Source organism: Mesorhizobium sp. P2_A8 (genome assembly GCF_056404935.1).
The window spans coordinates 451,496-464,750 of record NZ_JBFUDB010000005.1 but is presented as its reverse complement, the minus strand read 5'-3'; the positions used below and the strand labels follow the sequence as shown (position 1 = coordinate 464,750).

Annotated in this window: 14 protein-coding genes; 13 read left to right on the top strand and 1 reads right to left on the bottom strand. The window is 61.7% G+C overall.

Annotated elements, in window-relative coordinates:
* The first annotated feature begins 87 nt into the window (after positions 1–87).
* From AC1D10_RS17370 to AC1D10_RS17310, 13 genes are all read left to right on the top strand, one after another.
* Complete coding sequence (locus AC1D10_RS17370; protein ID WP_477273871.1) at positions 88–810, top strand: FadR/GntR family transcriptional regulator; 723 nt, start codon at positions 88–90, stop codon at positions 808–810.
* Positions 807–2,009 carry a mandelate racemase/muconate lactonizing enzyme family protein gene (locus tag AC1D10_RS17365; RefSeq protein WP_477273869.1) on the top strand — a complete coding sequence of 401 codons (1,203 nt, stop codon included), beginning with the start codon at positions 807–809 and terminating at the stop codon, positions 2,007–2,009. The genes AC1D10_RS17370 and AC1D10_RS17365 overlap by 4 nt, the downstream gene beginning before the upstream one ends.
* A 25-nt stretch (positions 2,010–2,034) precedes the next feature.
* On the top strand, positions 2,035–3,012 hold the full coding sequence (locus AC1D10_RS17360) for a substrate-binding domain-containing protein (protein ID WP_477273867.1): 978 nt from the start codon (positions 2,035–2,037) through the stop codon (positions 3,010–3,012).
* Positions 3,013–3,088: 76 nt separating this feature from the next.
* Positions 3,089–4,066, top strand: coding sequence for an ABC transporter permease (locus AC1D10_RS17355; protein ID WP_477273865.1), 978 nt, complete (start codon positions 3,089–3,091; stop codon positions 4,064–4,066).
* A 3-nt stretch (positions 4,067–4,069) separates the two neighbouring features.
* Complete coding sequence (locus tag AC1D10_RS17350) at positions 4,070–4,801, top strand: ATP-binding cassette domain-containing protein (RefSeq protein WP_477273863.1); 732 nt, start codon at positions 4,070–4,072, stop codon at positions 4,799–4,801.
* A gap of 16 nt (positions 4,802–4,817) precedes the next feature.
* Complete coding sequence (locus tag AC1D10_RS17345; protein WP_477273861.1) at positions 4,818–5,573, top strand: SDR family oxidoreductase; 756 nt, start codon at positions 4,818–4,820, stop codon at positions 5,571–5,573.
* A gap of 16 nt (positions 5,574–5,589) precedes the next feature.
* The gene (locus AC1D10_RS17340; RefSeq protein ID WP_477273859.1) at positions 5,590–6,459 is read left to right on the top strand and encodes an aldose 1-epimerase; all 870 of its coding nucleotides are present in this window, start codon (positions 5,590–5,592) and stop codon (positions 6,457–6,459) included.
* A gap of 171 nt (positions 6,460–6,630) precedes the next feature.
* A complete protein-coding gene (locus tag AC1D10_RS17335; RefSeq protein WP_477273857.1) occupies positions 6,631–7,779 on the top strand; it encodes a fumarylacetoacetate hydrolase family protein in 1,149 nt (382 codons plus the stop codon).
* 50 nt (positions 7,780–7,829) lie between these two features.
* Positions 7,830–7,952 (top strand): hypothetical protein, encoded by a 123-nt coding sequence (locus AC1D10_RS17330; protein ID WP_477273855.1) that lies wholly within the window; start codon positions 7,830–7,832, stop codon positions 7,950–7,952.
* A 188-nt stretch (positions 7,953–8,140) separates the two neighbouring features.
* Entirely contained in the window at positions 8,141–9,076 is a 936-nt protein-coding gene (locus AC1D10_RS17325; RefSeq protein WP_477273853.1) for a substrate-binding domain-containing protein, read from the top strand.
* 121 nt (positions 9,077–9,197) lie between these two features.
* Entirely contained in the window at positions 9,198–10,184 is a 987-nt protein-coding gene (locus AC1D10_RS17320) for an ABC transporter permease (protein ID WP_111547193.1), read from the top strand.
* A 3-nt stretch (positions 10,185–10,187) separates the two neighbouring features.
* Complete coding sequence (locus AC1D10_RS17315) at positions 10,188–10,979, top strand: ATP-binding cassette domain-containing protein (RefSeq protein WP_477273851.1); 792 nt, start codon at positions 10,188–10,190, stop codon at positions 10,977–10,979.
* A 203-nt stretch (positions 10,980–11,182) separates the two neighbouring features.
* Positions 11,183–12,205 carry a LacI family DNA-binding transcriptional regulator gene (locus tag AC1D10_RS17310; RefSeq protein ID WP_477273849.1) on the top strand — a complete coding sequence of 341 codons (1,023 nt, stop codon included), beginning with the start codon at positions 11,183–11,185 and terminating at the stop codon, positions 12,203–12,205.
* Positions 12,206–12,543: 338 nt separating this feature from the next.
* Here AC1D10_RS17310 and AC1D10_RS17305 read toward each other — a convergent pair whose 3' ends face one another.
* Positions 12,544–13,134, bottom strand: coding sequence for a TetR/AcrR family transcriptional regulator (locus tag AC1D10_RS17305; protein ID WP_379105582.1), 591 nt, complete (start codon positions 13,132–13,134; stop codon positions 12,544–12,546).
* Between the last annotated feature and the right edge of the window lie 121 nt (positions 13,135–13,255).

Here is a 13,255-nt window from a genome sequence, read left to right as displayed (position 1 = left end):
TTATCGCGCCGTTGGCGGCACTTGACAGACAGAATTTCACAAAGATATACACATTTCAAGAAAACATGTCATACAGGTTTGGGGTAAATGGTGAGCGATCGCAGCATGACGCCAGAGGAGACCAGTCCCGGCTTGGTGAGCGCCGCCATTCAGGCCATCACTCAACACATCCGTGTTGAAGGCCTCGGCCCTGGCGACCTTCTGCCCAGCGAAGCCGATATGACCCGCAAGCTTAGCGTCTCGCGGACAGTGGTACGGGAGGCGTTTCGATCGCTGTCGGCAATGCGCCTGATCGATATGAGCGCCGGTCGGCGCGCCAGCGTCGCCAAGCTCGACACTGGTGCGATGTCGATGGTGATCGAGCATGGCATCACCACCGAACAGATCAGCGTCCATCAGGTTTATGATGTGCGCCGTACCATCGAAATGCGCACGGTGGCCCTCGCCGCACTCCGGCGGACCGACGTGGAGGCGGCTGAAATACAAAAATGCGCGCGGCTGATGCGCGAGAACTATCGCGTGCCCGAGATCGTCATGGAACACGATATCGCGTTCCATGAGGTCATCGCGCGGGCCTCTCACAACCCGGTGTTCTCGTTGATCATCACCGCCTTCAGCGGTGTCACGAGACGCACCTGGGTAATCGGCTGGCGTACGCGCGCCACCGAGGAAGAGCAGATCAAGATGATCGAGGGCCACGGAGATATAGCCAGGGCGATCGTCGAGGGAAATCCGCAACTTGCCGCCGAACATATGGCCGCGCATTTCGACAAGAGCGTCAAGGCGCTGATCGATGCGGGGATCGCATGAAAATCCACTCGATCGAGACCATCCGCATCGAAGAGCGGCCCAATCTGCTCTGGGTCGAGGTGCATACCGACGAAGGCATCACTGGCCTTGGCGAAACCTTCTTCATGGCGCGCACGGTCGAGGAATACGTCCACGAATATGTCGCGCCACGCGTGATCGGCCGCGATCCGCTGCAGATCGATCTGCTTTCCGCGGATCTGGTTGGTTATCTCGGCTTCCGCTCAAGCGGCGTCGAAGTCCGCGGCAATTCCGCCTTCGACATCGCGCTCTGGGATATTTTCGGCAAGGCGACTGGCCAGCCGATTGCGCAACTTCTGGGAGGCTTTTCGCGGCAGTCCATTCGTACCTACAACACCTGCGCCGGTACCGAGTATATCAAGGACGGCAAGGGACAGACCACGGCAAACTACGGTCTCGGCACAAGGCAGGGTTATGACGATCTGAACGGGTTTCTCCACCGCGCCGACGAATTGGCGGCGGAACTCCTTGAAGACGGTATCACGGCCATGAAGATTTGGCCTTTCGACCATGCCGCCGAGAAGAGCCGGGGGCAGGATATTACCGCCGCCGACCTCAAAGCCGCGCTGCAGCCTTTCGAGAAGGTTCGCAAAGCCGTCGGCGACAAGATCGACATCATGGTCGAGTTCCACTCCATGTGGCAGCTCCTACCGGCGATCAAGATCGCCAAAGCGCTGGCACCCTATGGCACGTACTGGCACGAGGATCCCATCCGCATGGATGGCCTCGCCGATCTCAAGCGCTATGAGGCCGCGAGCCCGGCGCCGATCTCGGCGTCAGAGACCTTGGGCAGTCGCTGGGCGTTCCGCGACCTTCTGGAGACCGGGGCTGCCGGCATCGTCATGCTGGACATCTCCTGGTGCGGCGGGCTTTCGGAGGCACGCAAGATTGCAGCGATGGCGGAGGCCTGGCACCTGCCAGTCGCCCCGCACGACTGCACCGGACCGGTGGTTCTGGCGGCGTCCACCCATTTGTCTCTCAACGCGCCCAACGCACTCGTGCAGGAGAGCGTGCGGGCATTTTACCGGACCTGGTATCGCGATCTTGTGACTGCGCTACCGGAAGTCAAGGACGGCATGATCACCGTGCCACCCGGCCCGGGTCTCGGGCTGGAACTCAATCCCGACCTCGGTCGGGCCTACACCGTCCATCGCCGTGTCTCAGACAAGGCGGACATCTGAAAAATACTCAACGGGAGGAATAGCAATGAAACGACTGACTGCAACACTTTTGCTCGCCACCACGCTGCTCGCCGGGCCTTCCGCCGCCAGCGCTGACGGGCTCAACATCGTCTTTACGCACCATTCGTCCGCCTCAAATACCTTCTGGCAGGCAGTGAAGAAGGGCTTTGACGATGCCTGCGGCAAGGTCGAGGCCAAATGCAATATGATTTTCACCCAGACCGAAGGTTCGGTCGAGCAGCAACTCGCCAATATGCGCGCTGCCCTTGCCGCCAAGCCGGATGCCTTGCTGACCTCGATCGTCGACAACAAGGCGTTCGACGACGTCATCAAGGAGGCGCGCGATGCCGGTGTGTTGGTGATTGCCGTCAATGTCGATGACACCGAAGGCGCCAAGGGCAATGCGCGACAGGCCTTCATAGGGCAAGGTTTCAAGCCGGCAGGCTATTCGCTCGGCAAGGCGATTTCCGACAGCTTCCCGAAAGAAGGGCCAATCAAGGTTCTGGTCGGCATTTCCGCACCAGGCCAGAACTGGTCGGAAAGTCGCGGCGCAGGCGTGATGCAGTTCCTGGAGGAATACAAGACGGCCCATCCCGACCGCCAAGTCTCATGGGAGCGGATCGACAGCGGAACGGACCTTGCGGTCACGTCCGATCGTGTCGGCGCCTATCTCAATGCGCATCCCGACACCACCGCCTATTTCGACACCGGCTTCTGGTGCGCGGGCGTTGCGCGGTCGCTGCAGGATCGCGGCGTCGCGCCCGGCAAGGTCCTTCTTGGCGGCTTCGATCTGGTGCCTGAGGTTCTGCAGCAGATGCAGAAGGGCTATGTGCAGGCCCTGGTGGACCAGCAGCCCTACATGCAGGGCTTCATGCCGGTGATGGAAGCCTACCTGAACAAGAAGGTGGGTCTGGCACCCTCCGACATCGACACGGGCCAGGGCATCGTGCGTCCGGATCAGGCCGACGCGATCATGACGCTTTCCGCGCAAGGCCTGCGTTAGGCCAACGTAACCATATGTTCGCCCGGCGGCACTCGCGCCGTCGGGCGTCCCTTGCCTCGAACTTCTGGAGCCTGCCTTGAAACGCATCTTCAAGACCTATCTGGAAAAGCCGGAATTGGCGGGACTGATCCTGTTGGTAATTCTGGTGGTGATTTTCGAGGTTCGCTCCAATGGCGTGTTCCTCAACCAGGACAACCTTCGCGGCATGCTCGGCATTCTGCCCGAAACGGGCCTCGTCGCCATCGGCGTCACCATCCTGATGATCAGCGGCGAGTTCGACCTGTCGGTTGGGTCCGTATTCGCGCTGATGCCCATGTCGATGGCCGTCCTCATGGTCGAGGGCGTCCCTTTCCCGCTTGCCTTGCTGGCCGGCCTTGTCGTTTGCGCGGTGATCGGCTTCATCAACGGCTATGTGACGATCTGGTTCGAGATCCCGAGCTTCATCACCACGCTCGGCATGTTGTTCATCGCCCGGTCGCTGACGATCGTGGTCTCGGGCGGGTTTCCACCGCTGCTTCCCGCCGACTTGCCAAACTGGTTGTTCACTTCGTTTGTCGGTCCCGGCCACATGTTCCGCATGTCGTTCCTGTGGTTCGCCGGAATTGCAGTGCTGACATCGCTGATGCTCTCCAGAACCAATTTCGGTAACTGGATAAAGGCCACCGGCGGCTTCCTTCCCGCTGCCGCCTCGATGGGCATCCCGACCGCCAGGGTAAAACTCGCCTGCTTCATGCTTTGCTCGATGCTGTCCGGTTTCGCCGGCATGCTGCAAGTGCTGAGACTGGGCTCTCCTTTGCCCTCCATAGGCGAGGGGCTGGAACTCCAGGCAGTCGCAGCGGCTGTCATCGGCGGCGCCTCGCTCGCTGGCGGCATCGGCACGGTCGCAGGCGGTATCATCGGCACGATCCTGATCCGCATCATCGACAACGGGCTTGTGCTCTCCCAGGTCGACGCGAACTGGTTCAAATTCGCGATCGGTTTGCTGACTATCTTCGCGGTCGTCGCCAATGCCTGGATGCGCAAGCGTGCCAAGGCGATCAAGATGGAGAATTGACGCATGGACGACGCGATCATCTCCGTCCGCAATCTTCACAAATGGTACTCGGGCGTCCATGCGCTGAAGGGCGTGAGCCTCGACTTCAAACGGGGCGAGGCGCTCGGGCTTATTGGCGACAATGGCGCCGGCAAGTCGACGCTCATCAACATCCTGTCAGGCGTCCATACAGCCGACGAGGGCGAGATACTGGTCGAAGGCAAACCGGTGCGGATCGCCCGCCCTCGCGATGCGATGAACCTCGGCATCGAGACCATCTACCAGTACAATTCCATGGTTCCGACCATGTCGATCGCCAGGAACCTGTTTATCGGCAGGGAACCAACTCGGTTTTCCGTATTCGGTGTTGGCGTCCTCGACCAGAAGAGGATGGGCAGCGAAAGCATCAAGGCGATTGCGAATGTCGACCTACATCTTCGCTCACCCGACGCGCTGGTCGGTGAATTGTCAGGCGGCCAGCGACAGGGTGTCGCCATCGCGCGCGCCATGCATTTCAAGTCGAAGGTGATGATCCTCGACGAACCGACCAATCACCTTTCGGTCAAGGAGACCAACAAGGTTATCGGCTTCGTTCGTGGTCTAAAGGCACAAGGGGTGACAGGCGTTTTCATCAGCCACAACATGCATCATGTTTTCGATTGCTGTGATCGTGTGGTCGCGATGGCGCGCGGCGAGGTCGTGCTCGACAAGCGCATCGAGGATACCTCCATCGACGAAGTCCACAGCGTGCTTTGAGACGTGGGTGATGGCCATGACGAACCTTTCCGGCAAAGTGGCACTCCTGACGGGCGGTCTGGGTTCGCTCGGCCGTGCCCAGGCTGCGGCGCTTGCTCGTGCCGGCGCTCGCGTGCTTTTGCTGGATCGCCCGGAGACTGTCGAAGGACCCGAGATCGCAGCTGAGTTGGCGGCGGCCAACAACGGTGCGATCGTCTATGTCGGATGCGACTTAAACCGCTTGGCCGAAGCCGAGGCCGTGGTCAAGGCGCTCGCCAACGAAGAAGGCGCGATTGACATCTTGATCAACAATGCGGCGCTCATCATCAACCGTCCGTTCGAGGAATTTTCGCTCGCCGAATACGAGGACCAGATCCGCGTGAATTCCTCCGCCGCCTTCGCGCTGGTGCGTGCCTGCGCTCCCGGCATGAAGACCAAGGGCCACGGGAGGATCGTCAATTTCTGTTCAGTGACGCTGAACGGCCGCTGGGACGGTTATGTGCCCTATGTTGCCTCGAAAGGCGCCATGCTCGGTCTCACGAAGTCGCTGGCGCGGGAATTGGGACCGCACGGCATCATCGTGAACGCGGTGTCGCCCGGCGCCGTCGTTTCAGAGGCGGAGGAGCGCGTTTTCGGAGAGCGCCTCAAGGAATACAACGATTGGATCCTGACCAACCAGAGCCTGAAACGCCGCATCGAGCCGCAGCATGTCGCCGATCTCGTACTGTTCCTTGTTTCCCCGGGCTCGGACATGATCAGTGGTCAGAATATCCATGTCGACGGCGGCTGGTAGCCGTGACGGTCCGCCCATGACGAGCAGCGACGCGGTCGAACTTGCCGATGGGCGCGCCAGCCTCGTCGTGCGGCCCTGCGAGGGGGCTGCCATCCTGCGTTACGATGCCCTGCGCCCCGGCAGGCCGCCGACCCCTCTCATCAAGCCATCGACGGGCCTGCTGAAGTTCGGATCGCAACTGCTGGTTCCATGGTCGAACCGCATTTCCGGCGGGGGCTTCGAGTTCGAAGGGCGCTTCCATGCGATCGAACCCAATGTCGAAGGCGAACCGTTCCCGCTCCATGGCGATGGCTTTCAAAGACCGTGGCGGCTGACACGACGAACCAGCACCGAAATGGAGCTGGTTCTGGAAAACGGGGCAATCGGGCCTTATCGCTACCATGCAAGCGTCCGCTACGCACTGGAGGATGGCGCGCTGGCTGCGGTCCTGACAGTCGAGAACCGGGCCGCCATGCGCCTGCCCTACGGGCTCGGCTTCCATCCGTGGTTTCCGCGCAGCCCGCATACCTTGCTCCAAGCATCGGCGACAAGGGTCTGGCTGGAGGACGAACGCCACCTGCCGACGACTGTTGTGTCGGTTGCCTCCCGTACGGACTGGGATTTTTCTAGAGCTGTGCCGCTTCCCGACACCTGGGTCAACAATGCCTTCGAAGGCTGGGATGGCCGCGCCTCGATTGTCCAGCCGGATGACGCTATCGTCGTTACGATCGAGGCATCGCCGTCGCTGAACATCTTCGTTCTCTATTCGCCAGCACGAGATGCCGATTTCTTCTGTTTCGAACCGGTTTCACATGCGGTGGACGCCCATCATGGCAGCGGCCTAACCAGGCTGGAACATGGCAGATCGACAAGCGGGCATTTGCGTCTACGCTGGGATGAGCTGTGACAATGAATCGGGAGCGCGAGGTGGCGTTCGGCGCCGTCGGCGCAGAGACATGCCGACAAAGGCCTTTCGGTTACGCGTCTGTCGCTCTGCCACATGCCGACTTGAAGAACAGACCGTGGCACTTCACAATGTTAAATCATTCTGCCCTGTGACGAGAGAGTAGTTGCGAACATGATCTTTCTGCCAGACGACGGTGTCTTTCTCGGCCGTACCCGATCACCGGCCGCGCCCCATCCTTTGGTGGTCACGGTGCGCGACGGCACCGTCTTCGACATCACGTCGAGCACGGCACCAACCGTGCGGGATGTCTGCGAGATGCCAGATCCTGCCGGCCATGTGCGGTCGGCCAAGGGCACGCCGATCGGCTCGCTCGACGCCATCGCCGCCAACAGTTTTGAGGCCACGCGGGATGCGAACAAACCCTATCTCCTGTCGCCGGCCGACCTGCAGGCGGTCAAGGCCTCGGGCGTCACTTTCGTCGTCAGCCTGCTGGAACGGGTGATCGAGGAACAGGCGCGCGGTTCGGCGGAAAAGGCGGACGCCATCCGCGCCGACATTGCCGGGCTGATCGGCCACGATCTGTCGAAGCTGAAGCCGGGCTCGCCTGAAGCGATGGAGATCAAGGCCAAGCTCATCGCACGCGGTGCCTGGTCGCAATATCTGGAAGTCGGCATCGGCCCCGATGCCGAGATTTTCACCAAGTGCCAGCCGATGGCCTCGGTCGGTTTCGGCGCCGATGTCGGCCTGCACCCGGTGTCGACCTGGAACAATCCCGAGCCCGAGATCGCCATGCTCGCCGCCAGCAGCGGCAGGATCGTCGGCGCGACCATCGGCAACGACGTCAATCTGCGCGACGTCGAAGGGCGTTCGGCGCTGCTGCTCGGCAAGGCGAAGGACAACAATGCCTCGGCCGCCCTCGGCCCCTTCATCCGCCTGTTCGACGACACCTTCTCGATCGACGACGTGAAGCGGGCCGTGGTGCACCTGAAGGTCGAGGGCGAGGATGGGTTTTCGCTGGAGGGCGCGAGCTCGATGGCCGAGATCAGCCGCTCGCCGGAAGAGCTGGTTGCCGCCGCCATGGGCCCGCACCACCAGTATCCGGACGGGCTGGCGCTCTATCTCGGCACCATGTTCGTGCCGTCGAAGGATCGCGGCGAAAAGGGCAAGGGCTTCACCCACAAGGTCGGCGATATCGTCACGATCTCGTCGGAGAAATTCGGCGCGCTGGTCAACCGGGTGCGGCTGTCGCCCGACTGCCCGCACTGGACCTACGGCGCCAGCCATCTGATGCGCGATCTGTCGAAGGCGGATTTCATTTAGTCGGCCTTCGCCCAAAAAGCCGCCGCCATGCCGGCATTCCGACCGCCAAGGTGGGGCGGCTGACGCTGGTGCTGATGGGCACGATGGCGGGGCTTGCCGGAGTGATCCAGGTCGGCGCCGGCGGCATCGTCGACGCCAACCCTGCGACTGCCGCGAAAAATCACCTCAACTGATGCAATCTGATGGGACCGTTGATGGCGCCTCGTCAGGCGCCAACTACATCTGCAGATGGAGGCTTGCCATCCGTCGAAAAAGGGAATGCTCTGATGCATCCAACCGGCGCTGGCAAAAGACGCAATCCGGCGGTCGCCGGGACAAGGGACGGATTCGGAACTGACCATCTACAACGGGAGGAAATCAAATGCTGACACGGCTAAGACTCGTTCTATATGGCCTGTTGGTGGCGCTGACGATTGTTCCGGCAGCGGCACAGGCCAAGACGTTCTACTGGATTTCGCATGGCGGCCCGGCTGACCCGGTCTGGACCTACTTCCTGGCTGGCGCCAAGCAATGGGCCAAGGACACCGGCAACACCGTCAACACCTCGTTCCACAATGGCGACGTGGCCTCGCAGCAGGAAGCGGTTCGCGCCGCTCTCTCCGCCAAGGCCGATGGCATCGTCACCACGAGTCCCGATCCGGGCAGCCTTGTCGAGATCGTCAAGGAAGCCCGCGCGGCCAACATCCCGATCATCAACTTCAACACGCCTGACCCGAAGGCCAACTTCAACGCCTATGTCGGCGGCGACAACGTCACCTTCGGCAAGCACTGGGCGCAGTATCTGGTCGACAAGGGCCTGGTGAAGAAAGGCGACTTTGTCTGGATGCCGGTCGAGGTCCCCGGCGCCACCTATGGCGTCCAGGAAGAGGAAGGCATCAAGAGCGTCTTCGGGCCGCTCGGCATCACCTATGAAGTGACCGAAGCGACGCTCGACCAGGCCGAAGTGATCAACCGCATGGTCGACTACCTCACCGCCAACAAGGCCAAGGTCAAGGCGATCATCGGCCTCGGCGATCTGGTCACCGGCTCGATCAAGCGGGTGTTCGACCAGGTCGGCATCAAGCCTGGCGAAATTCCGGTTGTCGGCTGGGGCAACTCGCTCGACACCACCCAGGAAGTGCTGAACGGCTACGTCAATGCCGGCCAGTGGCAGGATCCGCAGGCAACCAGCTATGTCGCACTCTCCCTGGCCAACATGGCCGCCAGCGGCATTCCTCCGGGCTTCAACGTGATCACCGGCGCGCTCTACGAAAAGGACACCGCCGCGGTCTACGACAAGATTCTGTCCGGCAAGTAAGACCTCAAACTCAGACGGTCGCGACTGCTTCGGCGGTCGCGACTGGCTTCTTCCTTTTCGCCGAGCCCTTCGCATGCGGATGCGCAAGGCCCAGCCTTTCCAATCCTGTCGCAGGTTGCTCGTGGAACATCGTTCACTCATCCAACGCCTGATCGCGCGGCCTGAATTCGGCCCCTTGGTGCTGCTCGTCATCGAGATCGCCGTTTTCTGGAGCATCAACCACGACTTCCTGTCGCCACAGAACATATCGAACACGCTGGCCTTCACGGTCGAACTCGGCCTGATCGCGCTGGCGATGACGCTGTTGATGACGTCAGGCGAGTTCGACCTTTCGGTCGGTTCGTTGTTCGGCTTCTCGCCGGTGCTGATGTGGACGCTGTTCAACAGCGGCCTCACGTCGCTGGAGGTCGGCTTTGTCGCAGCGCTGCTGGTCGCCGCCTTCATCGGGCTGGTCAACGGCTGGTTCGTCACACAGCTCAAGATCCCGTCCTTCCTGGTGACGCTCGGCATGCTGCTGGTGGTGCGCGGCACCGCCCTTTTCGTCACAGACGGCTTTCCGCAGCGCACCTGGAGCGCGGAAGGCAGCTGGCTGGCGGAGGCGCTGGTCGGCGACTTCTTCATCGGACCGTTCCGCATCTACATGTCGCTGTTCTGGTTCATCGCGGCGGCCATCGCGCTCGGCTATGTCCTGACGCAAAGCCGTACCGGCAACTGGATCCAGGCGGCCGGCGGCAATCCCAATGCGGCGCGCGCCCGCGGCGTCAATGTCAGCGGCGTCAAGATCGGCCTGTTCGTGCTGTCATCGCTGATGGCCTCGCTTGCCGGCGTCATCAGTTCCTTGCGCACTTCCGCCGCCAACCCCAACAGCGGCACCGGCTATGAGCTCGAAGTCATCGCCATGGTGGTGATCGGCGGCACGGCGCTGACCGGCGGGCGCGGTACGATCATCGGCACCGTGCTCGGCATCCTGATCCTGCGCGTCATGCGCAACGGCATCGTGCTGATCGGCGTGCCCGGCCTCGCCTACAACATCTTCATCGGGGCGATCATCCTTGGCATGATGGCGCTCCATTCATGGCTGGAACGCCGGCATCAGGCAGGGACTTGAACCATGGCCGAGCCACTGATCCGCATGCAGAACATCCGCAAGTCCTATGGCCGCGTGCAGGCACTCGAGGACGCCAGTTTCCATGTCAATGAACGGGAGATCGTCGGCCTGCTCGGCGATAATGGCGCCGGCAAGTCGACGCTGATCAAGGTGCTCTCGGGTGCCGTTCCGCTGACCAGCGGCGACATCTTCATCCGCGGCAAGAAAGTGAATTTGCGCAGCACCAGCGATGCCATCGCCCACGGCATCGAGACGATCTACCAAGACTCGGCACTGGTCACGCAATTGTCGATCGCCCGCAATCTGTTCCTCGGGCGCGAGCCGATCAAGCCGCCGCGTTTCCTCAACCGGATGGACCAGGACGCCATGAACACGGTCGCCCGCGATCTGCTCAAGCAGGTCGGCATCTCGAAGAACATCCCGCCAACGACACCGATCGGCTCGCTCTCCGGCGGTGAGCGGCAGGCGGTGGCGATCGCGCGCGCCATGCATTTCGACAGCGACCTCATCATCCTCGACGAGCCGACCAACAATCTCGGCGTTGCCGAGACACAGGGCGTGCTGAGCTTCGTGCGCAGCGCTCGCGATTCCGGCCATTCGTGCATCTTCATCGCCCACAACATCCACCACGTCTTTCAGGTGGTCGACCGCATCGTCGTCATGCGCCGGGGCAAGGTGGTCGCCGACGACATCGACCCGAAGAAGACCAGCGTGGCGGAAGTCGAACGGATCATCACCGGCATGTCGGACAAGGAAATCCGCGATGCCATCGCCGATGGCAAGCCATCGCACTGAGGCGGGTGGCAAGCCATCGCCTGAGAACGGGCGAAAGACGTCTTGTCGAGGCAGTCGAATGATCATCCGGCTGACGGGTGGCAATCATCCGTCACCTCAAATCGCATCGCTCGTCTGGCGCGGCATCGCATCGGCACATAGGGTTGCGGCATGAAAGCCACCATCTCGGATATCGCCCGCAATTGCGGGCTGTGGGTTGCGGCATGAAAGCCACCGTCTCGGATATCGCCCGCAATTGCGGGCTGTCGACAGCAACGGTCGACAGGGTGCTCAACAACCGGCCAGGCGCGAGTGCCGCCAACCGGCAACGCGTCATGGAGGCCGCCAAGCAGCTCGGCTACCTGCCGGTCGCCGACCAGGTGACGCTGCCGTCGCGGCCTGCCCATCTCGAATTCCTGCTGCCGATCGGCAGCAATGCCTTCATGCGCGATCTCGCCGGACATATCGAGGACTACGCCGCGCGGCTGCCGCTTGTCGCCTCGTGCCGGATCCACAACCTCGCCGGAATCTCGCCGAACGCACTGCAGACCGCCGTCGAAAACCTCTCGCTCAGGGCCAATGGCGTCGGTGTCATCGCCGTCGACCATCCGCGCACGCGCAACATCCTGCGCGACATCGTCGATGCCGGCATGCGCCTGGTGACGCTGGTGTCCGATGTGCCGGCAGCCCCGCGATCGGCCTATGTCGGCATCGACAACCGGGTGGCGGGGCGAACGGCGGCGCTGTTGATGGGACGATTCCTCGGCGGCCGGACCGGCCATCTGGCGATGGTCGTCGGCTCGCGCTCCTATCGCGGTCATGAAGAACGCGAAATGGGGTTCCGCTCGGTGCTCAACGAGGAGTTTCCCAACCTGACCGTCAGCAGCGCCGTCGAGATCAACGACGAGCCCGACGTCAGCTATGCCGCGACCATGAAGGCGCTGCACAACGAGCCCGAACTGCTCGGCATCTATTGCGTCGGAGCCGGACATTCGGGTGTTGCAAAGGCGATCCGGGACGCCAGGCCCAATCGCAAGCCGGTGTTCATCTGTCACGACCTCACCCGGGACACTCGGGGCTATCTCGTCGACGACCTGCTCGATGTCGTCATCGACCAGAATGCCAGGCTGATCGCCGAACAGTCGGTCATTCGCCTGCTTGGCTCGATTGCATCCTCGGCGCCCTATCTGACAAGGAAGTTCATCGAACCGCGCCTGATCTTCAGGGAAAACGTTCCGGTGCAGTGAACCCCACCTGAGCTTTTTCGGTCACACTCGACAACTTTCGCGGGTGATACAGCAAATCTGCACAGCTGCTATGCACGATCCACGATTGCCGAATCGTTGGGCAACCTCTAGTTTGGAGTTGTCGGCCATCTACTCCTCCCAGATGCGATGCCGACGCTGAATGGGGTGCACCTCCTCCCGCGCCACATTCGAAATCGAGCCCGCTGCCACCTCCTCCCGGCAGCGGGCTTTTTTCGTTCCGGTCAACGACGGTTGCAGCGCTGCTCACGCCAAAAGACGTGAGGCGTCTTCATTCTCGGCTACGAGATCGGATGGGGCAGTCAACAGCTGCGAAGAATTCAGCCGGCTGAAGTGCCTCGGAAGGACACGATCAGCCCTTCAGCCATGCGGACAAACTGCGCGCTGGGGCCTTCCGTACCGACACTTTGAACGCTGACACGGGCGCCTTCGAGCAGAAGCGACAGCGTATCGGCAAGTAGCTCGGCCTGGCCGATGCCGGCATCCCTGCACAGCGTCACGAGGCGATCGCGCTGGGCCTCCTTGAGTTCCTTGATCACGCGCCTGGCCGGATGGTCGGTCTCGCTCAACTCGACGGCGGCATTGGCCATGTCGCAGCCGCGGCCGTCCGCCCTGAGCATATCGGCAGCAACACGAACCCAGGCATGCAGCTGAGCCAGCTTGTCGCCGGGGTGTTCGATTTCGAATTTTTCCCACATCGCACCAGCCTTGCAGGCGGTGGCGCGCAGGCATTGGATGATGAGGTCGTCCTTGGAATCGAAATGGCGATAGAGCGTCATCTTGTTGGTTCCGGCGGCCTCAGTGATCGCGTCGATGCCGACGCCCTTGATGCCATGCTTGTGAAACATGTCCTGCGCCGTCTCCAGGATCCTGTCCCGGGGGCGAGCGCGTTCCACAGTGCCGTCTTCCATCAAAACCTCCTTGGTTTCCCAAAAATCCCTCGGTACGCCTCTTGACTAGGGTGTTACCGGTCTGTAACGTCACGAATGTTACTTACTGGTAACACCTATATCGCCACTCGTCAATCACAAG

Excerpts from the sequence above, each read along its gene's own strand:
- AC1D10_RS17335 (WP_477273857.1), top strand. The coding sequence starts at position 6,631 with ATGATCTTTCTGCCAGACGACGGTGTCTTTCTCGGCCGTACCCGATCA.
- AC1D10_RS17325 (WP_477273853.1), top strand. The coding sequence starts at position 8,141 with ATGCTGACACGGCTAAGACTCGTTCTATATGGCCTGTTGGTGGCGCTG.
- AC1D10_RS17310 (WP_477273849.1), top strand. The coding sequence starts at position 11,183 with ATGAAAGCCACCGTCTCGGATATCGCCCGCAATTGCGGGCTGTCGACA.
- AC1D10_RS17345 (WP_477273861.1), top strand. The coding sequence starts at position 4,818 with ATGACGAACCTTTCCGGCAAAGTGGCACTCCTGACGGGCGGTCTGGGT.
- AC1D10_RS17370 (WP_477273871.1), top strand. The coding sequence starts at position 88 with ATGGTGAGCGATCGCAGCATGACGCCAGAGGAGACCAGTCCCGGCTTG.
- AC1D10_RS17305 (WP_379105582.1), bottom strand. The coding sequence starts at position 13,134 with ATGGAAGACGGCACTGTGGAACGCGCTCGCCCCCGGGACAGGATCCTG.
- AC1D10_RS17340 (WP_477273859.1), top strand. The coding sequence starts at position 5,590 with ATGACGAGCAGCGACGCGGTCGAACTTGCCGATGGGCGCGCCAGCCTC.
- AC1D10_RS17360 (WP_477273867.1), top strand. The coding sequence starts at position 2,035 with ATGAAACGACTGACTGCAACACTTTTGCTCGCCACCACGCTGCTCGCC.
- AC1D10_RS17350 (WP_477273863.1), top strand. The coding sequence starts at position 4,070 with ATGGACGACGCGATCATCTCCGTCCGCAATCTTCACAAATGGTACTCG.
- AC1D10_RS17365 (WP_477273869.1), top strand. The coding sequence starts at position 807 with ATGAAAATCCACTCGATCGAGACCATCCGCATCGAAGAGCGGCCCAAT.
- AC1D10_RS17315 (WP_477273851.1), top strand. The coding sequence starts at position 10,188 with ATGGCCGAGCCACTGATCCGCATGCAGAACATCCGCAAGTCCTATGGC.